Annotated in this window: 31 protein-coding genes and 4 pseudogenes; 13 read left to right on the forward strand and 22 right to left on the reverse strand. The window is 43.5% G+C overall.

The window, feature by feature from the left end; translation table 11 throughout:
- Positions 1-284: 284 nt before the first annotated feature.
- Together ACOJUO_RS21415 and ACOJUO_RS21420 are read right to left on the reverse strand one after the other, a co-directional pair.
- A pseudogene (locus ACOJUO_RS21415) lies at positions 285-764 on the reverse strand (IS66 family transposase).
- Positions 694-846, reverse strand: coding sequence for an IS66 family transposase (locus ACOJUO_RS21420; protein WP_422133943.1), 153 nt, complete (start codon positions 844-846; stop codon positions 694-696). Before ACOJUO_RS21420 ends, ACOJUO_RS21415 begins: the two are co-directional and overlap by 71 nt.
- On the opposite strand from ACOJUO_RS21420, the gene ACOJUO_RS21425 reads away from it, so the two are divergent.
- The 7 genes and pseudogenes from ACOJUO_RS21425 (at position 845) to ACOJUO_RS21455 (ending at position 4,811) form a co-directional block, all read left to right on the forward strand.
- The gene (locus ACOJUO_RS21425) at positions 845-1,648 is read left to right on the forward strand and encodes a group II intron reverse transcriptase/maturase (protein WP_422138097.1); all 804 of its coding nucleotides are present in this window, start codon (positions 845-847) and stop codon (positions 1,646-1,648) included. The two genes, ACOJUO_RS21420 and ACOJUO_RS21425, sit on opposite strands and share 2 nt — an antisense overlap.
- Positions 1,649-1,695: 47 nt before the next feature.
- The gene (locus ACOJUO_RS21430) at positions 1,696-2,202 is read left to right on the forward strand and encodes a helix-turn-helix domain-containing protein (protein WP_422138098.1); all 507 of its coding nucleotides are present in this window, start codon (positions 1,696-1,698) and stop codon (positions 2,200-2,202) included.
- Between the two features lie 93 nt (positions 2,203-2,295).
- On the forward strand, positions 2,296-2,919 hold the full coding sequence (locus tag ACOJUO_RS21435) for a hypothetical protein (RefSeq protein ID WP_422138099.1): 624 nt from the start codon (positions 2,296-2,298) through the stop codon (positions 2,917-2,919).
- 317 nt (positions 2,920-3,236) lie between these two features.
- Positions 3,237-3,410 (forward strand): hypothetical protein, encoded by a 174-nt coding sequence (locus tag ACOJUO_RS21440; protein WP_422133947.1) that lies wholly within the window; start codon positions 3,237-3,239, stop codon positions 3,408-3,410.
- Positions 3,411-3,666: 256 nt separating this feature from the next.
- A pseudogene (locus ACOJUO_RS21445) lies at positions 3,667-4,026 on the forward strand (group II intron maturase-specific domain-containing protein); the annotation flags it as partial.
- 144 nt (positions 4,027-4,170) lie between these two features.
- A complete protein-coding gene (locus tag ACOJUO_RS21450; protein ID WP_422133948.1) occupies positions 4,171-4,413 on the forward strand; it encodes a FitA-like ribbon-helix-helix domain-containing protein in 243 nt (80 codons plus the stop codon).
- On the forward strand, positions 4,410-4,811 hold the full coding sequence (locus tag ACOJUO_RS21455) for a type II toxin-antitoxin system VapC family toxin (protein ID WP_422133949.1): 402 nt from the start codon (positions 4,410-4,412) through the stop codon (positions 4,809-4,811). The genes ACOJUO_RS21450 and ACOJUO_RS21455 overlap by 4 nt, the downstream gene beginning before the upstream one ends.
- Positions 4,812-4,856: 45 nt before the next feature.
- On the opposite strand, the gene ACOJUO_RS21460 is transcribed toward ACOJUO_RS21455, so the two are convergent.
- A complete protein-coding gene (locus ACOJUO_RS21460) occupies positions 4,857-5,513 on the reverse strand; it encodes a hypothetical protein (RefSeq protein ID WP_422138100.1) in 657 nt (218 codons plus the stop codon).
- Between the two features lie 258 nt (positions 5,514-5,771).
- Here ACOJUO_RS21460 and ACOJUO_RS21465 point away from each other — a divergent pair, with 258 nt between their 5' ends.
- The gene (locus tag ACOJUO_RS21465) at positions 5,772-6,572 is read left to right on the forward strand and encodes a reverse transcriptase domain-containing protein (protein WP_422138101.1); all 801 of its coding nucleotides are present in this window, start codon (positions 5,772-5,774) and stop codon (positions 6,570-6,572) included.
- 289 nt (positions 6,573-6,861) lie between these two features.
- Here ACOJUO_RS21465 and ACOJUO_RS21470 read toward each other — a convergent pair whose 3' ends face one another.
- The 6 genes from ACOJUO_RS21470 to ACOJUO_RS21495 form a co-directional block, all read right to left on the reverse strand.
- Entirely contained in the window at positions 6,862-8,283 is a 1,422-nt protein-coding gene (locus ACOJUO_RS21470) for an ATP-binding protein (RefSeq protein WP_422138102.1), read from the reverse strand.
- A 146-nt stretch (positions 8,284-8,429) separates the two neighbouring features.
- Entirely contained in the window at positions 8,430-8,948 is a 519-nt protein-coding gene (locus ACOJUO_RS21475) for a GNAT family N-acetyltransferase (RefSeq protein WP_422133952.1), read from the reverse strand.
- A gap of 171 nt (positions 8,949-9,119) precedes the next feature.
- Complete coding sequence (locus ACOJUO_RS21480) at positions 9,120-9,380, reverse strand: helix-turn-helix domain-containing protein (RefSeq protein ID WP_422138103.1); 261 nt, start codon at positions 9,378-9,380, stop codon at positions 9,120-9,122.
- A 1-nt stretch (position 9,381) separates the two neighbouring features.
- Positions 9,382-9,663, reverse strand: a complete 282-nt coding sequence (locus ACOJUO_RS21485; protein WP_422133954.1) for a type II toxin-antitoxin system mRNA interferase toxin, RelE/StbE family — start codon at positions 9,661-9,663, stop codon at positions 9,382-9,384.
- A 103-nt stretch (positions 9,664-9,766) separates the two neighbouring features.
- Positions 9,767-10,303 carry a hypothetical protein gene (locus ACOJUO_RS21490; protein ID WP_422133955.1) on the reverse strand — a complete coding sequence of 179 codons (537 nt, stop codon included), beginning with the start codon at positions 10,301-10,303 and terminating at the stop codon, positions 9,767-9,769.
- A gap of 87 nt (positions 10,304-10,390) precedes the next feature.
- Positions 10,391-10,906, reverse strand: coding sequence for a GNAT family N-acetyltransferase (locus ACOJUO_RS21495; RefSeq protein ID WP_422133956.1), 516 nt, complete (start codon positions 10,904-10,906; stop codon positions 10,391-10,393).
- A 225-nt stretch (positions 10,907-11,131) separates the two neighbouring features.
- On the opposite strand from ACOJUO_RS21495, the gene ACOJUO_RS21500 reads away from it, so the two are divergent.
- Positions 11,132-11,458 carry a phage integrase N-terminal SAM-like domain-containing protein gene (locus ACOJUO_RS21500; RefSeq protein WP_422133957.1) on the forward strand — a complete coding sequence of 109 codons (327 nt, stop codon included), beginning with the start codon at positions 11,132-11,134 and terminating at the stop codon, positions 11,456-11,458.
- A gap of 67 nt (positions 11,459-11,525) precedes the next feature.
- Positions 11,526-11,759 (forward strand): annotated as a pseudogene (locus ACOJUO_RS21505) (transposase); the annotation flags it as partial.
- A 261-nt stretch (positions 11,760-12,020) separates the two neighbouring features.
- Here the strand turns inward: ACOJUO_RS21505 and ACOJUO_RS21510 are convergent.
- From ACOJUO_RS21510 to ACOJUO_RS21530, 5 genes are all read right to left on the reverse strand, one after another.
- Positions 12,021-12,368, reverse strand: coding sequence for a cupin domain-containing protein (locus tag ACOJUO_RS21510; protein ID WP_422138104.1), 348 nt, complete (start codon positions 12,366-12,368; stop codon positions 12,021-12,023).
- An 18-nt stretch (positions 12,369-12,386) separates the two neighbouring features.
- Positions 12,387-12,815, reverse strand: a complete 429-nt coding sequence (locus ACOJUO_RS21515) for a hypothetical protein (RefSeq protein WP_422138105.1) — start codon at positions 12,813-12,815, stop codon at positions 12,387-12,389.
- Between the two features lie 3 nt (positions 12,816-12,818).
- Positions 12,819-13,523, reverse strand: a complete 705-nt coding sequence (locus ACOJUO_RS21520; RefSeq protein WP_422138106.1) for an aspartate/glutamate racemase family protein — start codon at positions 13,521-13,523, stop codon at positions 12,819-12,821.
- A 102-nt stretch (positions 13,524-13,625) separates the two neighbouring features.
- Positions 13,626-14,030: an ACT domain-containing protein gene (locus tag ACOJUO_RS21525; protein ID WP_422133961.1), complete on the reverse strand. Its 405-nt coding sequence runs from the start codon at positions 14,028-14,030 to the stop codon at positions 13,626-13,628.
- A 58-nt stretch (positions 14,031-14,088) separates the two neighbouring features.
- Positions 14,089-14,727, reverse strand: a complete 639-nt coding sequence (locus ACOJUO_RS21530; RefSeq protein ID WP_422133962.1) for an FMN-binding negative transcriptional regulator — start codon at positions 14,725-14,727, stop codon at positions 14,089-14,091.
- A gap of 705 nt (positions 14,728-15,432) precedes the next feature.
- Between ACOJUO_RS21530 and ltrA the strand changes: the two genes are divergently transcribed.
- A complete protein-coding gene (ltrA, locus tag ACOJUO_RS21535; RefSeq protein ID WP_422138107.1) occupies positions 15,433-16,695 on the forward strand; it encodes a group II intron reverse transcriptase/maturase in 1,263 nt (420 codons plus the stop codon).
- Between the two features lie 112 nt (positions 16,696-16,807).
- Positions 16,808-16,996: pseudogene (locus tag ACOJUO_RS21540) on the forward strand (RING finger domain-containing protein); the annotation flags it as partial.
- Positions 16,997-17,087: 91 nt separating this feature from the next.
- Here the strand turns inward: ACOJUO_RS21540 and ACOJUO_RS21545 are convergent.
- From ACOJUO_RS21545 to ACOJUO_RS21560, 4 genes are all read right to left on the reverse strand, one after another.
- Positions 17,088-17,354: a hypothetical protein gene (locus ACOJUO_RS21545; RefSeq protein WP_422140107.1), complete on the reverse strand. Its 267-nt coding sequence runs from the start codon at positions 17,352-17,354 to the stop codon at positions 17,088-17,090.
- Positions 17,355-17,691: 337 nt separating this feature from the next.
- Complete coding sequence (locus ACOJUO_RS21550; protein WP_257282032.1) at positions 17,692-18,024, reverse strand: type II toxin-antitoxin system HicB family antitoxin; 333 nt, start codon at positions 18,022-18,024, stop codon at positions 17,692-17,694.
- Entirely contained in the window at positions 18,021-18,275 is a 255-nt protein-coding gene (locus ACOJUO_RS21555; RefSeq protein WP_422138108.1) for a type II toxin-antitoxin system HicA family toxin, read from the reverse strand. Before ACOJUO_RS21555 ends, ACOJUO_RS21550 begins: the two co-directional genes overlap by 4 nt.
- A 407-nt stretch (positions 18,276-18,682) precedes the next feature.
- The gene (locus ACOJUO_RS21560; RefSeq protein ID WP_422138109.1) at positions 18,683-19,390 is read right to left on the reverse strand and encodes a class I SAM-dependent methyltransferase; all 708 of its coding nucleotides are present in this window, start codon (positions 19,388-19,390) and stop codon (positions 18,683-18,685) included.
- Between the two features lie 16 nt (positions 19,391-19,406).
- Here ACOJUO_RS21560 and ACOJUO_RS21565 point away from each other — a divergent pair.
- Positions 19,407-20,968 (forward strand): IS3 family transposase gene (locus ACOJUO_RS21565; protein ID WP_422138110.1). Its coding sequence is split into 2 segments (ribosomal slippage): positions 19,407-19,869 and positions 19,869-20,968, totalling 1,563 coding nucleotides; the frame shifts between segments, so codons are not numbered across the junction.
- Here the strand turns inward: ACOJUO_RS21565 and ACOJUO_RS21570 are convergent.
- From ACOJUO_RS21570 to ACOJUO_RS21585, 4 genes are all read right to left on the reverse strand, one after another.
- The gene (locus tag ACOJUO_RS21570) at positions 20,957-21,268 is read right to left on the reverse strand and encodes a hypothetical protein (protein WP_422138111.1); all 312 of its coding nucleotides are present in this window, start codon (positions 21,266-21,268) and stop codon (positions 20,957-20,959) included. The two genes, ACOJUO_RS21565 and ACOJUO_RS21570, sit on opposite strands and share 12 nt — an antisense overlap.
- 53 nt (positions 21,269-21,321) lie before the next feature.
- A complete protein-coding gene (locus ACOJUO_RS21575) occupies positions 21,322-21,807 on the reverse strand; it encodes a Panacea domain-containing protein (protein ID WP_422133966.1) in 486 nt (161 codons plus the stop codon).
- Entirely contained in the window at positions 21,804-22,775 is a 972-nt protein-coding gene (locus ACOJUO_RS21580) for a hypothetical protein (protein ID WP_422133967.1), read from the reverse strand. The genes ACOJUO_RS21575 and ACOJUO_RS21580 overlap by 4 nt, the downstream gene beginning before the upstream one ends.
- Before the next feature lie 144 nt (positions 22,776-22,919).
- Positions 22,920-24,350 carry a DUF4062 domain-containing protein gene (locus ACOJUO_RS21585; protein WP_422138112.1) on the reverse strand — a complete coding sequence of 477 codons (1,431 nt, stop codon included), beginning with the start codon at positions 24,348-24,350 and terminating at the stop codon, positions 22,920-22,922.
- Between the last annotated feature and the right edge of the window lie 39 nt (positions 24,351-24,389).

The raw sequence follows: 24,389 nt of genomic DNA on the forward strand, positions 1-24,389 counted from the left end.
AATTTCCTTCATAAAAGCATAACGAATCTGTAGAAAAAGGAGATTGCTACCATACGCAGAGTCTGAATACGCTTCTCATCGCCCTCACGATACTGCTCGTTCTGTGCTTCCTGAACGTCGTGCTTCTGATGCTTTTTCATCAGATGGGCGATCATCTGCTCGAGCTTTTTCTGTTTACTGGGCAGTTCCTTATGTTATGTGTCCCACTCCATTCCTTGCGGGCATTGGACGACATTTTACGACCATCAATAGCAAACATCTCACGACCAACCCGCTTTAGCTGATCACAGGTCATGAGGATCTCTAGAAACAGCAGACTGACAGGCTTGTGCATACACCAGTGTGTACAGAACCGCACTGCTGCGTGCACCAGCAATACTGTCTGAGAATAGCCAGCCTTTGTGCCCCATCACGAAGGGTTTGATCGCCCGTTCTGATGCGTTGTTGTCAATGCCCACAAGACCATTGTCCAGTTAGCGAACAAGGTACGTCCACTGGTTCTGCATTTAGCGAATCGCCTCACCCAGCTTGCTTTTGGGGGTGACATTCAGCGCCTGTTTTTCCAGCCAAACCTTGATTTTGTCCATCACCGGACCGGCGTCGTTTTGCCTCGCCAGGCGTCGCTCATCCGGTGTTTTGTCCCGCACTCTCTGTTCTATGGCGTAGCCATCGCAGTGCAGAGTCCCCTGATAGTCAGCTAAAATGTTCAGATCCACGCCCCTGCTGGTATTCGTAGATGACAATGGGTTTACTGTAAGCACCATTGCGATATAGCCACATATACGACTTGCTGGCCGCCTCTCGCCCTGGTTCTTTCAGCACTTGTAGGGTTGTTTCATCCGCCATGATCGCCAGACCCGACAAGGCAAAAGTGAAATTTCTTGGGACGTATATTAAATCCGATCCCAAGGGGCACACTTCCAAACATAAAAGTGGCCATGCGAAACGGGCAACACTTGCACGTACTGGTGCGGGCACCATAAGGCTCGAAGCTCCGATCATGGAGCTGATGGGCAAACTGGTTGAGGATGGATTTGCTAAGAAAGGGTCTTTTAAGGGAAAAGCGCGTAGAGATTTAATCCCGAGACAGGAATGGGAAATAGTCATGTACTACAACTCGGTCTTGGGAGAAGTTCTAAACTATTACTCTTTCGCTGCCAACAGGTCAAAAATGAGCTGGATGGTATACACGCTTCAAAGATCACTGATGCATACATTAGCGAGCAGCAGGCGCTGTTCAACCCGGCAAGTTTTGAAGAAAGGCAACGGTAAGATTACAGCCTTGAAGACAACTAAAGATGGTATACGACAGGTTAATTTTAATGGATACGGCAATAACCTGTCCCTGAAGGTGAACCAAAAAGCATTTAATGTCAGCGGCAAAGGTCTTGATCCTGAGAAATTGTACCTGAAGCGAATAAACCAGCGAACAAGGAGCAAGCTGGGGTGTCACTGTGCAATTTGCGGTAAACCCGATGATATTGAGATGCATCATGTCCGGCATACCCGCAAGATGGGTCAGGAAGCCAAAGGCTTTAGCAAGGTAATGGCGCAAATCAACCGGAAGCAAATACCGGTCTGTCGTGACTGCCACATGAAAGTTTATGACGGAAAGTACGACGGCATGAAGCTGTCGGAACTAGTGTAGTGCGACCTAATTAAAAATACATAAAGACTCCTAACGGTCTACTATGGATGTTATTCCAACCACTGCCTGTTTTTACTATGCGAGTTGCCACAGAGATAATACTTGATGCTTCTGAAGAAGTACGACTCAGAAAGATTACTTCGTCAAATACTTGCCCTGTTCGCCTGGCCCGCCGTGCTCAGATTGTTCTTCTCGCTGCAGAAGGAAAAAGCAATCTTGAGATTGCGCAAATACTGAAGATCGGTCGTCATCAGGTCAGCCGCTGGCGTGACCGATATGCCCAGGAAGGCTTCTCCGGGATTGAACAGGATCGAGCTCGCAGTGGCCGTAAAAAGCAGATTGATGCTGCTGAGATTGTGAGTCTGACCACAAACACCCTTCCGGAAAATGCCACTCACTGGAGCACCCGAACTATGGCTGCTGTTAGCGGTATCAGTGAGAGAAGTGTTCGCCGGATATGGCATGCATATGGCCTCAAGCCTCACCTGGAAAAGACATTCAAGGTTACGGAGAAAGACCAGTCCTTACCCGATTTATGCACTGGTCTCGAATAGTTAGTATTGCTAACACACATGTTTGTATTGGTAGAACTACTTGGCAGCAGCATTGTCAGATTAGTAATTAAATTGATTATTAAGGAGGATAAAGTGCAAGGAATAGATCAGGTAAACTTATTACAACCAAGTCCGCAAGACGCATCAAACCAAGAAAACCTTTCGTCAGGTAAATTTGCTAGTAAATCTATAACCAGTACATCGCTGAGCTTTACTTATTTTCCTAAAAGCCAAGCTTTCATTTCAGCTGTAAAGCTAACGGAAAGAGAGGCTGCTCAGCAAGATGTATTAACAATATATTATCCTCCAGGTAAAATTTTTTTTAGCTTTGGAGAATGTCAAAATGCATTGGGTTATGATAGTGGAAGTATGATTTTTAGTTATCATCCAGACCATAAAGCAGAGTTACATAAGCCAGAAAATCCTACTAGTAAAAATCACAAGTTAGACGGTTGGCACTGCCATATCAAAGTAAATAGAGCAAAGCTTTCTGATTTCTTAGGGAAAGTTTTAATAAGGCATAATGTAGATACGACTGACGTTGCTCTTCATAAAAAACAATTTTTATATTCGATGTCTGCGCTCAGAGAAACACCCAGTCTCAGCGGGCTTACCTTTAAAGATGGCAGTATTACACAAAACTCTGAATGTACCAACATGAAAAAAAGCTTAGCTTTAAATAAAGCTGATTTTATGTCAGTTGAGCATATTGATTGAAGTGCCTAACGCTTGGTTCAGCTGCGCCGTAGGCGTCACCTGGAACCACTTGGTACGCCCGGCATGGGCATAAACTTATGGAGTGAAAGTCCCCTGTGAGTAAACCAGCATCGGATCTTGCGCCTAATAAGCCAACCGATGATAACCACTAGCTTAAGGCAAGTGCAATCCCGCGAGGGATTGTGCGGAGGCAGTCTAGGCTGCATAGGTGCGAGCCGACGTAGACTGGGCGTCCCCCAGAAATCGCATACAAGGCCGACTCTCGTGGGCAAGTGAGCCAAAGGTCAAAAAGCCTTCTGGTTTGAGAGATACGGTAAATGCGGCGGTCGTCTGCATGGATGCAGGACGCGGAAGCTTTGTGCACTGACGTGCGCCAAGCCATACTGGATGGAACATATAGGCCATCTCCGGTTCTTCAGGTTGTTATTGAGAAGCCCGATGGAGGAGAACGGTTGCTGGGCATTCCAACGGTTCAGGACAGGGTTATATAACAGGCCATAGTGCAGGTGTTGACCCCGATCTTTGACCCCGGATCTCCAACAGCAGCTTTGGCTAAAGACCAGGAAAGTCTGCACGAGATGCTGTGCAACAGGTTAAACGCTATATCAAACAGGGGCTAAATCAGGCAGTTGACGTTGATCTGAGTAAATTCTTTGATACCGTCAGCCACGATGTACTCATGTCAAGAGTCTCTCGTAAGAAGAGCCTGCAACGCTTCAAACGGAAGATACTCAAACTCACCAGTCGCAGCTGGGAGTGTCAATGGATTACCGACTACGAAAGCTTGCCGAATATATCAGGGGCTGGATGGGTTATTTTAGGATAACCGAATATTACCGCCCCATACCGCAACTGGATCAATGGATACGTCGGCGCATCCGTTGCTGTTTTATCAAGCAGTGGCGTAAGCCGGAAACCTCTTATATAAATCTGATCAAGTTAGGCGTTGACCATGTCAAAGCCGCCTCGATCGCAGCCAGTAGCAAAGGGTATTACCGGTTGGCCAAAACCTTTGCAGTGCAGCAGGCATTGAACGACAGCTTTCTTGCAAACCTTGGACTTGTTTCTCTGAAAGACTTATGGATCAGGTTTCACCATCCTCGGTGAACCGCCCGGTGCGGATCCGCACGCCGTGGTGGTATGGGGGCTGGAGGTTAGAGACCTGCGGCTACCCGATTTTGGTGCGTTGTTTGACTGATTGACACTTTGCAACCATAATGAAACCATTATGGCATTTCAGGAGGTTAAGCAATGCCAGCCATTACGGTTAAAAACATACCCGAAACTCTTTATAACAGGTTGAAAGAAGCGGCTTCCGCCCACCACAGAAGCATAAATAGTGAGTTAATTCATTGTCTTGAGCAAATGCTTTTGCCTAAGCGAGTGAACCCTTCCGAGCACTTGCAGCGTGCCAGAGAGCTACGTAGAGGGATTGATGCCAATCTGGTTGATATTGACGATATCCAAGATGCGATTAATAAAGGCAGAGCATGATTGTTGTTGATACCAATGTACTCGTTTATTTGTACTTGCCAACGAAATACACCCCGCATGCGGAAAAGCTTCTCGAAATTGACCCGTTGTGGGTTGCTCCTCACCTCTGGCGTAGCGAATTTAGAAATGTTTTAGCACTCTATCTGAGAAAGGAGCTTGTTACCTACGACAAAGCTCTCCAGATACAGAATGAAGCTGAAACATTAATGTCTGGTAATGAATATGACATCAAATCACTGAACGTGTTATCTCTTGTAAATCAGAGCAACTGCTCAGCATACGACTGCGAATATGTTTCTTTGGCTATGAACCTTGGGACAAAACTGTTCACGATGGACAAGAAGGTAATTTCTGAATTTCCTCTGATAGCAGAGCCATTGCGCGATGTGAAGTTGTGAGCACCTAACGCCTTAATAACCTGTGCCGCCAGGCAACAGGCTGATTTATTTGTTATCAGTTTTGCGCAACCATATTCGACCTACAAATGCATAAATAATTAATATTGCAAAGCACGCCCCCAAACCAACCCAATCCATATATTCTTTAAACATGAAGCCTGCAAAGATTACTAAAGCTATGTATAGAGCACCAAACAGATCGATTACAAAGTTATGTTTTGCATCCTGATTGATCAAGTAAAGCATCAGCAGTGCTATAGGATAAGCTACAGCAAAGCAGTATACACCCAACGCAATAAAAGCTAGTGAGGTATTTGCGAGTTCTGAATCAGGCACCCCACGGGTAACTATGAACAATCCTAACCCAATACCAACGAGCATACCGCTTGCGATAAAGCCGCAACTTATTCCTGCTCTACAAGGAGCCAAAAAGATTTTTTCAAACCACCACTTTTCATTATGGTTCTTAGTCCCTCCCCAAGTAACTAAAGCAGTAGCCAATAGACTTAGAATACTCAATATAAAGAAGTATCCGATCGAGATAGGTTCTTGAATCAAATTTAAGTACCAACCTGGCAAGTCCCCACTAAGATCTACAAAACAGCCACCCAGAACAACCAATAGCATTCCCGCAACCAGGAAAACAAAAAGGCTTTCAAAAGCCGAACCGATCGATATTTTTTCAAACGTTGATTTACTCATAATGTATCCCTACTGATAACGCCTGCAGCAAGGGCGCGAACACAGTGAGCCTCCCTTTGACTGCACTTGTTAAAAGGCGGTTGCTGCCCAACGTGATTGTTTAATCCGTGCTCTCTGAGTTTGTGGCCAACAGGTTAGGCTGGATGCTCAAAGTTTGATGCTTGCCTGACCATATCTAACCTTTCCATTACTGCCAACGGTATCGATGGCGTCGTCATTGAGGCTTACCCTGACCTTGCCAAACAGCACTGGCCTTCAGTGCGCCAAACCATACTGGATGAAACATATAAGCCATCTCCGGTTCTTCGAGTTGTTATTGAAAAGCCCGGTGGAGGAAAACGGCTGCTGAGCATTCCAACGGTTCAGGACAGGGTTATACAAGAGGCCAGAGTGCAGGTGTTGACCCCAATCTTTGACCCCGGATTCTCCAACAGCAGCTTTGGCTACAGACCAGGAAAGTCTGCACAAGATGCCGTGCAACAGGTTAAACGCTATATCAAACAGGGGCTACATCAGGCAGTTGACGTTGATCTGAGTAAATTCTTTGATACCGTCAGCCACGATGTACTCATGTCAAGAGTCTCTCGTAAGATTCACGACAAGCGCCTGTTAAAACTGATTGGCCGCTTCCTCCGCGCTGGTTTCATGATCGATGGGCAATGCTACCCTACCCGGGTAGGCATGCCACAGGGCGGTCCTCTTTCACCGCTGCTGTCCAATGTACTTCTCGACGACCCGGACAAGGAACTGGAATACCGGGGCCACTGTTTCACCCGTTACCTTGAGCGCCCATTAAAACTGACCGTCAACGCCACCAAAAGCAAAGTGGTGAAAGCCACTGAAGCCGAGTTCCTGAGTTTTACCTTCACAGGGAAGCGAATCCTCTGGTCAGAGAAGAGCTTGCAACGCTTCAAACGGAAGATATTCAAACTCACCAGTCGCAGCTGGGGAGTGTCAATGGATTACCGACTACGAAAGCATGCCGAATATATCCGGGGCTGGATGGGTTATTTCAGGATAACCGGATATTACCGCCCCATACCGCAACTGGATCAATGAATACGTTGGCGCATCCGTTGCTGTTTTATCAAGCAGTGGCGTAAGCCGGAAACCCGTTATATAAATCTGATCAAGTTAGACGTTGACCATATCAAAGCCGCCTCGATCGCAGCCAGTAGCAAAGGGTATTACCGGTTGGCCAAAACCTTTGCAGTGCAGCAGGCATTGAACGACAGCTTTCTTGCAAACCTTGGGCTTGTTTCTCTGAAAGACTTATGGATCAGGTTTCAACATCCTCGGTGAACCGCCCGGTACGGATCCGCACGCTACGTGGGGTGGGGGTTGGAGGTTAGTATCCTCCGGCTACCCGATTTAGCCCTCCGAGTATATTTGTTCCCAAGGTGTATGCGTAAGCAGCACTAGGCCTATATCGTAGCTTAACACCATCAACGGTTTGTTTCTGAGTTATTGTTTTTGTGGTTACTAAGCCATCATCTAAATCATGCTGCTTTATAAATGCGATAATCCCCTTTAGAACTCTAGAGTCAGAGCATGGTAAATCAGACCACTTTACTTCAACACACCAGTAAGGCTTTTGAGTTGCAAGATTTAACCACACAATATCAACTTCGCCTGCCTTCCAACGAGCATAGTGTAAGTTTTCTATATTGGGATTATGTACCCACTGACTGAAGATTGCTGTTTCTGTCAAGGTTCCCATTGCTTCATGGTTTCCCTCCACAGGGCCAAAAAGAGCGGCCCTCATTGAAGGGTTTGTAAGATATACCTTAAACGTTGTTGCCCTTTTGAATTTTTTTGCACTAATATCTACACGATGAATAATCTTTATTAGAAAAGCAGCTTCTAAATACTCAATATATTTTTTTATGGTATTTTTTGAAACACCTGACGACTTTGACAATGACTCTAAAGTTATTTCATTACCTGTGTTATAGGCTATAGCATTAAAAAGTTTATTCAATTCTTGAACATCATTTATCCCATAAAGACTTGGCAAGTCTCTTAAAAGCACTTTATCAATTATGTCACTCTTTATATATCTAGAGCTGTCTTCTTGTATCAATGATGAAAATACAGCTTCAGGATAACCACCATAGTTAAGATAGTTTACAAACTCTTTGTTTAGTTCTTCTATATCTAATGCTTCCCAAAATTCATCATCATAGCTCATGAGTTTATCTGACTTATTGATAAACGAAATGTACTCAGCGAATGTTAGAGATGGGAGATGAAATTCTGTGAACCGACCTGCACCTGATTCACGGCTTTTCAATTTAAGAGCAGCAGCGGCTGAACCTGTGGCAATATACTTATGAGATGCATATGAATCAACAAGTGATTTTAAATGAACTTCCCAGTTTGGAAGATATTGTATCTCATCAAAAATTATATAGAGCTTGCTATCTCTCTTATGCTTAAATTCTTCATTAAAAAAATTTAAAATTTGTTCAAGCGAAAGACCCGTATATATAGGTGTTTCCAAAGAAACATAAAGAATGCTGGTCGGACTAACACCTTCTTCAAGTAACTTTCCAATTGTATGGTAAACCATAACAGTTTTACCAACTCGTCTAGGCCCCATTAAGACAGCAGCTCTATTTATAGATGACTCTCTAACCAATTCAAAGAAAGGAGTAAAGTAAAACCTCTTGGGATAATTTTGGTACCTAGATTCAATATTGGAGGTTTCCCACCATGGGTTATCAAAGTAGAGGCGCTTTATTATTTCATTGCCAGATATAGTTAACATGAAAATTACTATAAGATCAATTTATTGATTTTAAGTTTACTCTGGAGCCAAATAAAGTCAAGGGATTGATCTTAGCTAGATTTAGGAGGGCTAACGCTTGCAGCAAGGGTGGCGAACGCAGTGAGCCATCCCTTTGCCTGTAACTGTTATGTTGCATGTGGATGGCGGTAGATTTGCCAGAGCCCACCTCTGAACTCTGTTTCTTTTTCGAGATTTGCACCTACAGATTTCGCTAGCTTTATTGATGCCAAGTTCTCTGAATGAATAAAACTTATCAAAGACAAATCTGGCATATATTTTTTGCCAGTTGCTTGAACAATCAGAGTTGCCTCCTTTGCAAAGCCATGTCCCCAGAACTCCGGAGCCAGTGCCCACTTTATTTCTGGAGATGGCCAGTCGTTAGGATACCAGAAGCCTACTGGACCCAGTACAGCGTTACTGGACTTTTCTACAACAGCATAAGGGCCATAACCTCGTAGTTGCCAATGGCCAATCATTCCTGCCATAGCTCTCCATGTTTCACCCTCTGTAAAAGAGCGACCAGTTGTGAATTTTGTAGCTACTGAGTCACAATAATATTTGTGCAAATCAACCCAATCACCGTCTTCGAATTGTCTGAGAATTAATCTCTCTGTTTCCAACACTTTGGGGACAAAAAAGTCCATTTGATGAATGACTCCTTTGATTTGTATGCAACATAACGCCTAAATCAGGTGTGCTGTAGGCGTCACCTGAATTTTTTTATGCGTCTGTTTGATACACCATGATCGTTGTTGTTACAGAATTCTGCTCTGCTTGATGTAATGCTTGAAAGCCATGTTTGAGATATAAAGCAATTAAGCCGCTGATTCTTGATTAATATCCCAACCAGGAAAGACTAGAACGGCTGGATGACATTTTAAAGCACGAGCTAAGATCTTGGCCCTTTCAACTCCAAGATTGACTCGATTATTTTCGATTGCAGAAAGTGTAGACTGCGGTATCCCAGTTATTTCCGCAAGTTCATTCTGACTGAGCTCTTGAAGCTCTCGTACAATCCGAACCGAATCGCCCACTGACACCTCTACATGACGTTTAGCTTTCCTGTATTCGCTCATTTCATTTTCTCCTGTAGTCGTGTGGAGTTACTTTTACGACCTGCACAAGAACATTGTCTTTCTCAACTTTGTAAATCACTCTATATCGCATATTTAGGCGTGATGATCGAAAGCCCTTCCACTCTCCACGTAGGGCCTCATCATTAAACCCACGAATCTGTTTTAGGCCTCCAGGGCCTGAGATCATTACGATATCCTTCCATTTTTCATACCTTTGCAAGACATCCTTCGGAATTTTTCGAAGCTGACCAGCCAATTTCTTATGTTCGTATATTTCCCACATACCAAATATAGTATATATATCATTTATAGTATGTCAATGATAGGTAATGCGGTTTAACGCCGCCAGCAGCGGAGAGCGTAGCGATTCCGACTGACTGGCCTTGTTATGCTTTTTCTATCGTCATAGTATTTTTTTTCGGCACAGACAAAACTAAAACATAGCCTAATATGACTGGAAGGGTGGCCCACTTAAAAACAGCAAGCCAAGAATGGATTAAAAATATATCATCCGAAAAAATTGCAGTATTTTCTAAAAAACGAAGTTCAATAGTGTTTTCAATGCAATCGAGTATTCCTGCTAGAAAAGCTAGGTATACAACCCAAGTATAAGAAAAGTGCTTAGATTTGTTGTTCTTGAAAATAAGAAATGACAATAATGATGAAAAAAACAAAGAGTAAGATACAGCATAGATATAGTCAGTAAATATCAATGATTTAAAATTGTTTATACCAGAATCCCCCCAATGTCTCACCAACTCGATACCAACCGATTTATTAAAAGCCAGCTGCAAGCCAATAACTTCAAACCCATTTTTACCATCAATTAATGGATTTACATAAAACATGACAATTGAAAACATAATGCATGTAGATATCAATGAACATATTATTAGTACTTTGTTGTTTAGTTTATCTAACATATTAAATCCTATTATTATAAACGTACGTAGCATAACGCTTGCAGCAAGTGTTGCGAACGCAGTGAGCCATCCCTTTGCCTGTAATTGTTATGTTGCATGTGGATGGCGGTAGATTTGCCAGAGCCCACCTCTGAACTCTGTTTCTTTTTCGAGATTTGCACCTACAGATTTCGCTAGCTTTATTGATGCCAAGTTCTCTGAATGAATAAAACTTATCAAAGACAAATCTGGCATAATTTTTTTGCCAGTTGCTTGAACAATCAGAGTTGCCTCCTTTGCAAAGCCATGTCCCCAGAACTCCGGAGCCAGTGCCCACTTTATTTCTGGAGATGGCCAGTCGTTAGGATACCAGAAGCCTACTGGACCCAGTACAGCGTTACTGGACTTTTCTACAACAGCATAAGGGCCATAACTTCGTAGTTGCCAATGGCCAATCATTCCTGCCATAGCTCTCCATGTTTCACCCTCTGTAAAAGAGCGACCAGTTGTGAATTTTGTAGCTACTGAGTCACAATAATATTTGTGCAAATCAACCCAATCACCGTCTTCGAATTGTCTGAGAATTAATCTCTCTGCTTCCAACACTTTGGGGAGAAAGTCCATTTGATGAATGATTCCTTTGATTTGTATGCAACATAACGCCTAAATCAGGTGTGCTGTAGGCGTCACCTGAATTTTTTTCATGCGTCTGTTTGATACACCATGATCGTTGTTGTTGAACCAAGCCGCTAACGCGGCAAAAAAATACCGTTCATCCCAGCCACCCCAACATTGCCAATACTTCCTGATATCCGTACCACTCCGGCGCGGCTTATATAAGGAAGCAACATGGAACGTTCTGAGCAAATCCGGTTTGACAAACTGTATCAAAAACACATCACCACCCTGAAGCTTCAGAGCAAAAGAAAATCAACCATTGATCTATACAGCAGGCCAATTCGGCGGCTGGCAACCTTCTTTGATCGTTCTCCTGACAGACTCAGCCCTGAGGATTTAAAAACCTATTTTGCCGCCCTTCTGGAAAGCCATTCCTGGAGCAAGGTCAAAACCGATTGTAATGGCCTGCAGTTTTTCTGGAAACATGTTCTGGGAAACCCTGTGGCTTTGTTGAAATCATCAAACCACCGACCGTCAAGCGACTGCCCGTTATCCTGAAGCCTGCAGAGGTAGAACGACTGCTCAATACTGCACGGAAACTGCGCTATTACACCATTCTGTTGACACAGGAGAAGACTTCCTGTGGCTGGTACTGAAACATGTATTACCCAGGCGACTTCGACGATCGCGGGATTACGGATTTTTACACAGCAACGCAAAAAAACAATTATCACTGGTGCAACTGGTTTTAAATGTGATGGTCAAAGCATTCGAACCCGTGATTCGCCCGAAATTCACATGCAGGCGTTGCGGTGAGCCTATGAAACACATTGCGTTCAGTTTCCTGAAACCGACCTGAGCTATTGTCACATCAACAAACACCGCCATTCACAAGCAAGGAGGAAATGTAAGCTCAGCCAGACAGATCCGATATACCCAAGACTACCGTAATGCAGTGGTCTGGAGACACTCATCCTGAATAAATAGCGTTCAGAAAAAACGTTTTGATTCAAGGTCCGCCAGATAAGTAAACTTCAATAGACCTTTCTTACCAGAATTCAACCTGGGCTTGTGCAACAACAGGATAAGATTGCGGCTGGGCGCAATCTATCCTTATTCGTTATGCCCGTGCTTCGATACGATCACCATGACTCGGCGGAACAGATGTGACAACAAAAACCAAATCTTGAGAGCTTGTATTTTTAAGCTGATGTGGGACTTTAGCCGGAATATGCAAGCCTTGTCCTGTAATCAACGAATGAACCACTCCATCAGCTTCAATAACTGCGTTACCAGATAATATGTAGAAAAACTGCTCTGACTTTTGGTGAAAATGTCGAATTTCACTACAGCCACTGGGAACACGCTCTTGGATTACACTGAGCATGGCAGACTTTACGAGATGCCAACCATCACACTTTTCGCCCCATTTGTAATGCTTGGCAGTATCTATAGAAACCACTTTCATTGCTTGCCTTTATTTAACTTATGCTGGTTCTTTGCTTCTAGTAATTTCCTGAACTAACTCATTAAATTCACAATTTGCTGATATTTCCCAAGCATAATCTTCAGCGTATTGTGGGAGTGTGTGAATTATGTTATTGAAATATGTTTTCCTATTCTCATATCCAAGCCAATCAAAAAGGCTCCTGAGAACTTTTCTCGAAGCTTCGTCTTTCCCTTGAAGGGATAAATGACATGCTAAAGAAAAATAATTTCTGAACATCATATCTGTTCGGTTTGCCTTGTGGGACTCAATGATCTCTATGAGTTTTAGGAGTGATTCTTTTTTAGCCATTATATTTTTCTCACCGGTCAGATTGTAATTTGTTTTCTTGGTATAAGGGCATAACGCCTGCCTGTGCGGCACCGCTGCAAGCGGCGTCCCAGGAAGCTTGCTGCCGACACCACGCACTTGTTATGCGGCACTTTGACTGGTTGCCAACTTCACAGCTTGTGCTGCATGAATTTGTGTTGTGTCGTATAGCGGGATATTTGTATGCTGCTGTTGAACAAGCAACGCAATTTCAGTACAACCAAGAATTACCGCTTCTGCTCCTTGCGAATATAAGTTGCTGATAATTTCGAGATATTTTTCTCTCGATTCATCATTAATTTCACCAAGGCACAGCTCATTGTAAATTACTTGATGAATAATGTTTTGATCTTGATCGTTTGGAACAATAACCTCTATACCATAATTTTCTGAAACTCGATTTTTGTAAAAATCTTGCTCCATTGTGAATTTTGTACCAAGCAAACCAACCCGCTTTATTCCATCAGTGATAAGTTTTTCTGCGGTTGCGTCTGCAATATGAACAAGTGGTATTGAAATAGAAGATTGAATCTCTTCTGAAACCTTGTGCATTGTATTTGTACAGATGAGGATAAAATCAGCTCCACCCGCTTCAACTGATTGAGCGGCTTGAGAAAGAATTTTTCCTGTCTTATCCCAGCAACCAGAATGTTGCAGCTTTTCTATTTCATCAAAGTCAACACTATAGAGGCAGATTTTGGCGGAATGTAAGCCACCAAGTACTTCTTTGATACCTTCATTTATTGCTTTGTAATAGCTTGCGGTAGATTCCCAACTCATTCCTCCAAGCAGACCAATAGTTCTCATATTTTTCTCGTTTTACTCAATTGTTGATTTGTGCCACATAACCGCCTACATGTGGGGCGCCGTAGGCGACCCAGCCAGCTTCCTGGCGACACCATGTGCTTGTTAGCCGTTTTTCCCCGATATTTCGTGCAAAGCAGCTAATGCGGCGTGAGCTTTTTCAGATTGAACAAAAACATGATCATGAAAATATGCTGCAATTACATTTGCACTGACACCTTTTGACGCAAGTTTGTTTGATATTGCTGCTGTTAAGCCAACAGCCTCCAAGCTTGAATGCACAGTTAAAGTGATTTGCTTGTAGGTATTTTCAAAACTAATGCCAGCACTTTCAGCAGATTTTTTTGGTAAAACCAATGTTAAGCCCTCTGATTCATTGAAAGTAGCAAGAGGGTTTAAATTAATATACTCGGACAGTTGACCTGATACATTGCAAAATACAAATTCATCCTCAACTAGCACTGGGTTCATACTTTCCAGAAGTTTTCCAAGATCTACTATTCCTGACATTACGATACTTCTCGATGTTATTATGACGGCTAACGCTTGCAGGCTGCGTCCCAGACAGTTAGCTGCGTTCTGATTGTTGCATTTTTTTGGACACAGAAATATCTGAATTGTTTTCTGAAGCCGCCAAACCGTTTACGACACCTGAATAGTCTGATGCTGTTTTATTTTGACTTAACTTGAAGTTACCAACTATATCATCAATAACGACCTCCAAACCAACAACAGCATTTATCAGTTTTTTAGTGAACTCAAACGGAGCATCTGAAACTGACCAAGGAAGGGTTTGGTTTAGTTCATGAAAGTCAGAAATATTGTTGAGCAGCTGAATAATCCAGTCACTTTCATGTCTGAAAAAAATTCGACCTCTAACGTGTACGACAGAGTAATTCCATGTTGGAACGACTTTACCCGTTTCTTTCTTTGATGGATATAAATTCGGGCTGATATAAGCGTTTGGTCCATGAAAGATAAGCAGAACCTCCTGACCGTCTGAGACCTTTTTCCATAAAGGGTTTACTTTTGCAATATGGCTTTGAAGTATTACCTGTGCATTCTTTCGTTTCTGAAGATAAAACGGAATATGGTCAGCATCCAAAGTATTTTCAGCTGAAACTATTAGAGTGCCAAGCGGATGCTCTTGAATAAACTCATACAATTTATCCAAGTTTTCTTCTTTAAATTTTGATGGAATGTGCATATTTACTCTTAGCAGCTGACGCCTGCATCAGGTACACCATAGGCTTCACCTGAAGCACTTGGTACGCCCGGCATGGGCATGAACTTATGGGGTGAAAGTCCCCTGTGGGTAAACCAGCATCGGATCTTGCGCCTAATAAGCCAACCGATGATAACCACTAGCTTAAGGCAATTGCAATCCCGCGAGGGATTGTGCGGAGGCAGTCTGACTGCAAAGGTGCGAGCCGACGGAGACTGGGCGTCCCCCATAAATCGCATACAAGGCCGAGTCTCGTGGGCGAGTGAGCCAATGATCACAAAGCCCTCTGGTTTGAGAGACACGGTAAATGCGGCGGTTGTGCACTGACAGTTCATGTTCTTATCCGGCGAGGTCTGTTCAACATGCGATTGGTTATTCCCAGTTCTCAGCCACTGGTTACAACAGGCTCGGCGAGCAAGATTCATCACCCTGTTCGAGCAAACCCGATGACAACCAATAGCGCCCAAAGGAGTAATCCTGTGTGGTGATTGAACAGAAGTCAGCAGACGTCATACGATTGCATGGATGCAGGAGCTAGAGTAACGCAGGAGCAGTTACCGCGTAGTTGTTCGACAGGAATCGTCAGCGAAGGACTGAACACCGATGACAAAGAGGAGACTGATTCCCTCGGAGCAGTGCAGCCGAACGGCGAAACACTGTGTCTGGCGACAGAATCTTTAACCAGCTTTGAACCACGATCTACTAAGTTGTGCACTGGAGCCTGCCAACTTACTGAAGGCATGGAAACAGGTCAGAAGCAACAAAGGTGCTCCCGGTATTGATGGAGTCACCATTGAGGCCTACCCTGACTTTGCTAAACAGCATTGGCCTTCAGTGCGCCAAGCCTTACTGGATGGAACATATAAACCGTCTCCGGTGCTTCGGGCTGTCATTGAGAAACCCGATAGAGGAGAAAGGTTGCTTGGAATTCCTACCGTTCAGGATAGGGTTATACAACAGGCCATAGTGCAGGTGTTAACCCCCATCTTTGATCTCGGATTTTCAAACAGCAGCTTTGGTTACAGACCGGGAAGATCTGCACATGATGCTGTGCAACAGGTTAAACGCTATATCAAACAGGGGCTGCATCAGGCGGTTGACGTTGATCTGAGTCAGTTCTTTGATACCGTCAGCCATGATGTACTCATGTCGAGAGTCGCCCGTAAGATTAACGACAAGCGTCTGCTAAAACTGATTGGTTGCTACCTCCGTGCTGGCGTCATGATTGATGGGCAATGCTACCCGACACGGGTGGGTATGCCACAAGGCGGTCCACTTTCACCGCTGCTGTCGAATGTACTTCTTGATGACCTGGACAAGGAACTGGAATATCGGGGTCACTGTTTCGCAAGATATTGCGATGACTTCGTGATAGTGGTTCACAGCCAACGGGCAGGGGAAAGGGTGATGGAAAGCATCACCCGGTACCTTGAGCGTCGACTGAAACTGACAATCAACCCGACCAAAAGCAAGGTGGTGAAATCCACTGAGGTCGAGTTCCTGAGTTTTACCTTCACAGGGAAGAGAGTCCGCTGGTCACAGAAAAGCCTGCTTCGCTTTAAGCGGACAATCATCAAACTCACCAGCCGCAGCTGGGGAGTCTCGATGGGCTACCGCCTGCGAAAGCTTGCCGAATATATCCGGGGCTGGATGGGTTATTTCAGAATAACCGAATATTACCGTCCTATACCGCTGCTGGATCAATGGATACGTCGGCGCATCCGTTGCTGTTTTATTAAGCAGTGGCGCAAGCCGAAAACCCGTTATCGAAATTTAGTCAAGTTAGGCGTTGATCATATCAAGGCCGCTTCGATTGCAGCCAGCAGCAAAGGGTATTATCGGTTGAGCAAAACCTTTGCAACACAGCAGGCACTCAACGACAGTTATCTTGCAAATATTGGGCTTGTTTCCCTGAAAGAGTTATGGATCAGGTTTCACTATCCTCGGTGAACCGCCCGGTGCGGACCCGCATGCCGGGTGCTGTGGGGAGGGCTGGAGAAAGACCAGTCCTTACCCGATTTATGCCTATACTGAGCTGGGCTGAGGCGCATAGACTTCCATCATGAACAAAATTTTTATCTTTAAGTTGTTGACCGTATCTTTATTCATAATCCCTCTACAAGCATTAGCGCAAGAGGCTTGCTCTTTATGCCTGGAAGTTTTAGAAGATAGTGACAATGTACAACAACTTTGTTGTGGGCATTTATATCATGCCACTTGTATAGCCCCTTGGTTTGAGGCCCATGATACATGCCCGAATTGCATGCAGAAAGCTTGTATTCATACTCCAGAGTACAGTACTGAAGAGCATGATAAATGCGTTGATGTTATTTGTGTAATGTCTAACCATGAAGAATCACGTCACCCACGACATTCACGTCGTCAACGATATGCTCCATACACATTTGGAGCACATGGGTTATCAATGTCGGCACAATTTTTACCGGCAACGCCCTCAATGCCTCCAATACCCTCAATGCCTCTAATGCCTCTAATGCCTCTAATGCCTCCAATGCCTCCAATGCCTCCAATGCCTCCAATGCCTCTAATGCCTCCAATGCCTCTAATGCCTCTAATGCCTCCAATGCCTCCAATGCCAGATTTGTCACATAGCAGTGGAATTTCTATTCAGCTTCAACAGCGTGGAGAAGGAATTTTCATTTATGGCACACAGGAGGGAGATCCTATTCAAATTAGTTTACCTTCAGAAGATCAAACAGCAACTTTGCAGCAAATAAACCATGGCAACTCTGTTACACAAATAACTACTGAATCAAAAGATGGATGTGTGCGAGTAAGAATATCGAGTAAGAATATGTACCAGAGATAATAGTGGTAATAGCACTGTTGAGGATTAAAGGCATAACGCCTGCGTGTGGGGCTGACGCCGCAGGCGGCAGTCCCAGCCAGCTTGCTGGCGACACCACGCACTTGTTATGCGCTGGTTTATATGCGAGAAGCTTGAACTAAGGCTCTTGAAATCCATTGGTTGATACTTTGACCGCTAACCTGAGCTGCTGTTGCAATGGTTGCATGAAGTTCTGGTGGAATACGTAGCATCAATTTTCCAGAGTATGGTTTCTGAGGCTCTTTGCCCACAGAGGCACAAGTTTCGAGATAATCTTCAACTGCGTCGTGAAAAGCATCTTTTAATTCTGTTACTGACTCACCATGAAAACCAACTCGATCTTTAATGCCTGCGATATGACCAATAAAGCATTCATCATCGTCACTGTATTCTATGCTAGCTGCATAGCCTTTGTATGTCATTGTGTTCATGGTTTAACTCCAATTCTAGTTAGAAAATCTCGTGCATCTTTAACCTGATAGGGCTTTGCCTCTTTTTTTGGGTGCGGTCTATGAAAAGTTCCGACTTCCCCATCTTTATAGAATCTTACACGTGACCCGCGCCCCTCGATAATATCAGCTCCGACAGCAATCAAGAGGGCTTCTATAGCCTTCCATTCCAACTGTTTTGGGGTTGGATCTTTGAATATCGCTGTGAGCGTTTTACGGTGTTTAGCATTCATAGAAGGCACTATAGAGCATAGTGTCATAAAATGGTATCAACGTTATGATTTATGATGAATCGAAGCGCATAACGCCGCCCTGAGCCGCGCGCCGAAGGCAGCATCGGGTGGAGCCCTTTAGGGAGGAACGCACTCTAGGAGCCTGACCGAGAATAGCGCCCGTAGCGAGGACGGCAGAAAATTGAGGATGAAAATTCGGTTTTGTGAGGAGAATAGCGAGCTATTTGACGAACAAAAGCGGATTTTCAGACCAATTTGCTGCCGCCGCAGTAGGGCAGTCTATTCTCGGTCAGGCTCCTAGGGCTTTGTTATACGGCTTCTCACGATTAGCATCTGAGTTGCTCCCTTTTGAAACTCATAGCTGACTTCTTTGAGAGAAGCTTCAATTCCATTTTTTCTTAAATGTTCTATACTACCGGCAAATGCTTTGATTCTTTACCATCCAATGTTAGTAATGGATAAATTCTTACTTCTCTTGCAATTCTAGTTAATTCAAGTATTGATTCGATATGCTGCGATTCAGAAAAGTGTTCACTGTAAAGAAATAGAAAATGTGAGCAAACTGCTAAATCAAACTCATTGTTTTGGAAAGGTAAGTTTGGCAATGAAGCATAAATATACCTACTATCAAGTCTACCACTATCGTAATCACTAAGGAATGCATTCATTGCTGACATTCTTACTGACTCTAACATTTCAGGAGATTTGATATTTTTCCAAACATATTCATTTTTATTTAGATATATTTGTTCCATAATAAGGGAACGAACTTCTTTGATTCTTGTGATTATCTGAGACTTTGAAAACTGATATATCGGATCAACTGAAACTACACTACCTCCAAGCTTTTTGATTTCCATGTTAAAGCTTGCTGGCCCATCCCCACAGCCAAGTATTTTCTTTCTTTTATCCTTATCACTCAAAGAAAACATCAATTCATACTCTTCGAGTGTACGTCCCCAAGGAACAACGTTTTCTAACTTCACTATAAAAACTCTCTTGTGGTATAGCTCTTTGATTTTTTCTGCCGTATAACGCCATGCTGTGGGGCCACCCCTCTGTGTCAGAATAGATGTCGCCTCTTTTGATTCATGACTCTCAATAACTGAGAGCATTTAGAAAGAGGCTGTTATGGCTCGCTATTCCAAAGAAATGAAAGAGTCCATTATCCAGAAGATGATGCCGCCAAATAATGTTTCCGTGGCTCAGCTGAAAAGAGAAACCGGCATTACTGATGCGACCCTGTATACTTGGCGCAAACAGGCAAAAGCGCAAGGTGTAGTCGTGCCCGGTGATGGTAAGAATCCTCAGCAGTGGAGTGCTGAAAACAAGTTCGCGGTTCTGATGGAAACCGCCAACATGAACACAACAGAGCTATCCGAATACTGTCGTAAGAAGGGTCTCTACTATGAAGACCTGCAGCAGTGGAAAGCTGATTTTATCGCAGGCAGCACAAAGCCTGCTGAATCCCGTCAGGTACAGGCCGCTGCCAGACGAGATGACAAGAAGCGCATCCAGAAACTGGAAAAAGAACTCAAACGCAAAGACAAAGCACTTGCTGAAACCGCAGCACTGTTGGTTCTAACAAAAAAGGCAAACGCGATCTGGGGGGAGCGCGAGGACGATTGATTCCTCTCCCTGATCGCAAGGAAGCCGTTGCTTTAATCCAGGAAGCTGTTTCACAGGGTGCACGTAAAGTGAAAGCCTGTGCTGCGCTCAACCTGTCGATACGCACGGTTCAGCGCTGGCAAAAAGATGTAGAACAGGTGCGGGAAGATCAGCGTCAATACGCAGACCGGCCAATGCCTGCCAACCAACTAACCAAGAGTGAGCAAAACGAGATTCTGAAAGTCTGTAACAGCGAGCGATTCAAAAGTAAGTCGCCATGCCAGATTGTACCGACACTGGCCGACGAAGGTGTTTATATAGCTTCTGAGTCAAGCTTTTATCGAGTGCTGAAGGCCCATAATCAACAGCATCACCGCGGTCGCAGTCAGAAGCCCGCAAAGCGGAAGCCAACATCGCATCGGGCTACGGCACCGAATCAGCTCTGGTCGTGGGATATAACATTCTTGGGGTCGCCCATCAGGGGTAAATATTATTATCTCTATTTGGTTCTGGACGTCTATAGCCGCATGATTGTGACCTGGGAAGTTCATGAAAGGGAGTCCTCTGATCTGGCTGCTCAGATGATCCGCAAAGCCTTCATGCAGAATAAAATCAGCCTTCAGGAGCAACCACTGGTTCTGCACTCCGATAATGGCAGCCCAATGAAAGGGGCGACCATGCTGAGTACTCTTCAGCAGCTGGGTGTACAGACATCGTTCAGCAGGCCACGCGTGAGTAACGATAACTCATACTCAGAGTCAGGCTTCAGAACCATGAAATACCGTCCTGGGTATCCGAATCACTTCTCCAGTCTGGAGTCAGCCAGAGAGTGGGTGTATGGGTTCGTAAACTGGTACAACATGGAGCATAAGCACAGTGGCATCAAGTTCCAGACCCCCTACGACAGACACACAGGGAAGGCTCAGAAAAAGGTTCTGAATCGTGAAAGAGTTTACCGTAAAGCAAAAGAGCAACACCCTGAGCGTTGGGGAAGCCGTGAAACCAGAAACTGGCAATTACCGGTAGAGGTGTGGCTTAACCCTGAGCGATCAGAGAATCAGCAGCATTGTGATTTAGCTGCATAAGTTGAGGCGACATCTACCTTGAAAGTTACCGCCACTTTCATAGCCAAAGTCAAAATCTCTCCTTAGTGCTTTGTCCCAGATATCTCTTGATGATTTGGACAAACCATCAATTAAAGAAACATACTCAGCAATTATCTCATCGATCCCGCTACAGGCTGTTTCAAAGGATCCATAGTAAATACCATCAATCTCTTCATTACGAAACACGCAAATACGCTCTCCCCATTCCTTGATGATGGGAGATATATCAATCGACGATTCGATATCTAGATCTATGTTAAGAAAGTGGATCTCATTCATATTAACTTAACTTGATTTGGCACATAACGCTTGCATCAGGTGCGCCGTAGGCGTCACCTGGAACCATTTGTTAGGGTGCTTTCTACCTTGTATTTTTGAGCTAGACCTACGAGATCAAGATAGGAATATCTATCCTTAGATACGACAGGGAAAGTTGAATAGACATAGTCTGTAAAATCATTGAAATATAATGTTTTTGTTTTAGTGATTACAGCATCTAATATCTGCTTATCTCTAGGAGATAGTTCAACAGGCTCAATATTACCATCAAACCCAATCAAAAGCTTATCAGAGCCATACATGGTTTTTTCGTGCGCAATTGTAAAACCATCGCCAGTTTTTACTGCATTGAAAACATCATCAACATATGGCCCATAGTGATTAAACAGCCACTTAATTGATGTTAACTGTTTTTCATCTGCTAAAGCACTAAACCAGTCAGCCAAATAAACTAGTTTTGTCAGCCTAGCTTTAGATAGCTCACCTTTATGTGGATATTGGGTGCAAAAGTAAGCAATTATATTCTGTAACCTAGTCACTTTAAGCCTCCCAACATATTCAATACATCAGCATCATTATCGACTGTCGCTGGTGCTTTGTTAGAATCAATTGATTTATCATACAAAATACCATCTTTTACAAAGTTACAAAGATGGCTTTGATAATCACTGCAATAATCCCTTATTTGTATTTTAACTTCATTAGGAAATGAATCTTTTCTTTCGCTTTCAAAAAGTATCACTCCAATGTTATCTCCAGCTTCAGTTATAGCCACTGCAAAATACCTACAGCTTTTCATATTAATAGATTCAAGAATTTCACGGCTATAGCTATAATTTTGCATCATATACTCAAAGTATCCATCTTTGTCTGAAGCAAACTCAGGGCTATTATCTTCAGAGTGCTCGCCATGCTGCCAAGCCTGACTAATAACACCCTCGTTTAGTCCAAACTTTGGTTTATGCACTTTAGCAAGCTTAGGATTTATTGAATACCTTGATAACAGATAAAAGCTTTCTCGGTTTTCATAGTAAATTGAAACCCTAGAATAGGAGTCCAAGTTAATTTGTTTAGACACACCTTTTAACCATGTTCCAACAAGGTCTTGATGGACACGGTAAATATCAGAGCGAAGGCTTTGTCCATCCTCTTGAGAGGCTTCCAATTCAGCCTCAAGATCTTTTACCTTAATATTTTCTTGGCGCAACTGATCGTTTTCTTTGGTCAGTTGTTTCTTTTCATCGTACACACCTTTGGCACCGAACACCGTTAGAGGAAAACCAACGATAAAAGCTGCGTAAGGGTTCGTCAGTAGATACGCTATAAAACTAGCACTAGAGTCCACAACAGCCCATGCCTTACTGTGGTCATAAGAGCCAAGGAATGCGCCTCCCAATGTCATGATAAAGGCACCAATAGGGGTCGCAAGGCTATAAAATGCTCCATCAAGGAACGCTCCAGCCCGTTCAAAAACATTTAAACTGCTTCTGTTTCTTCGTTCGACCACTAATGCACACCCTCCTATTTAACTGGATGAATATACACTGGTTTTAATGTATTTACTAGTTCTTGAGCTGGTGTAGCGCCCTAACGCCTTGCTCACCGGTAAATTAGGAGCGCAGCGGATAATTTATCCGCGTGCAGCAACTTGTTAGCTGTCATCTTGCTCACTATCACCTAAGCGCTCCTTTATAGTCTCTTCAATGTATTCCTCAAAATTTTCCGGTACATAATGAATATCTCTGCGGCGGCGTGAATCTCGATCTTGCAAGGTAGCATCAATTATTGCCTTCCGGCTTTCCTTTTCTACATCCAAGAAGCTTCTCCAATCCAACTTAACGTCATCAAGTACCCTGGATGAAAAACGACAGTCATAGAATGTGCCGTCTGTTTTTAGTAGAAATAGCCGTGGTCTATAACCCTTTTCGATTTCGATTTCTTTAATTTTGGATATTTCAAATTTTTCGAGAAGTTCCTCCCAGCTATAATCCGAAACAAGAAGTTCATGTAAGTCTTCAGATTGAAATCCGCCTAAAAAGGATATCAAGTGCCTAAATTGAATTGCTCCTCTAGCTGTATCACGAAGATTTGGCGTTGTAATTGACGCTAGAACAACAGCTTTTAGGTCTTCAAGGCTTTCCGAAAAGTCAGCATATCGTTTCCCTTCATTACTTCTATTTTTATTCTCGGATAAGAGCCTTTGGAAAAGCTGTGACCACTGCCCAACAAGAGTGGTTTTTATATCATCAAGTTTAGAAAATCCAGTTACACTGTTATTGCTAGTTCTGTGAGTTAAAAAGTTGATAAATTCGAATATATATTTTGCCGTATCTTTTTTCTGTATTGACGGAAATTCTATTTCCTTCATAACAGATGGCTTACTCTTATTTTTTTCATAGACATGATGATCATGGAGTACTTTTTCATCAACGAAGGCATAAATAGGGATGGACTGCTCTACTGCTTTCAATATTTCTAACTGGGTGATGGATAGTTTGTCTTTATGTTCTAAAATATCCGTTTTACTAGAACTGCCTTTTAGTAATCCGAAGTCAAAATCTTCTAATAACGCAGGTATACCAGTCCCACCAAATCTAGGGCCAATTATTAAAACAACCATGTCGCAGTTTGGTACTTCCTTTATGCAGCTCTCATGGGTATGAGAGCGAGGATCATAAAGAATATCAGAATAATCACTCATCACAGGTTCATAGCCAAGAGAACCTATAAATGGGCGAAGCTCAGATCTCACAACACCCAAGTCATAACATGTTGATGATATAAATATTCTTAATTTAGCCACAATTTCTCCTTTGACAGCTAACGCCATGCTGTGGGGCGCCGCACAGCGGCGTCCCAGCCCCTTTAGGGGCGACACCAGCAACTTGTTAGCATGGCAGCCCACCCGCAAGGGCAAATGGTGAATGATGCAGAGGATTAGCAGCTTTCTTGCTGAACTGATTGAAGCGCACAATCTCTGATATTTAAAAGCTTCCAGGCGATAAAGAAGCTGATGCAACTTTGAACTGGCATAGGGCCACTGAGCAAAAAGTACCGATAAACTGAAAACCAACGCTGACATGCCCAACGATACACCGCAGATTTTTCAGCGACAGACTTC

The sequence above is a fragment of the Endozoicomonas sp. ALC020 genome (assembly GCF_049275935.1).
Lineage (GTDB): Bacteria > Pseudomonadota > Gammaproteobacteria > Pseudomonadales > Endozoicomonadaceae > Endozoicomonas_A.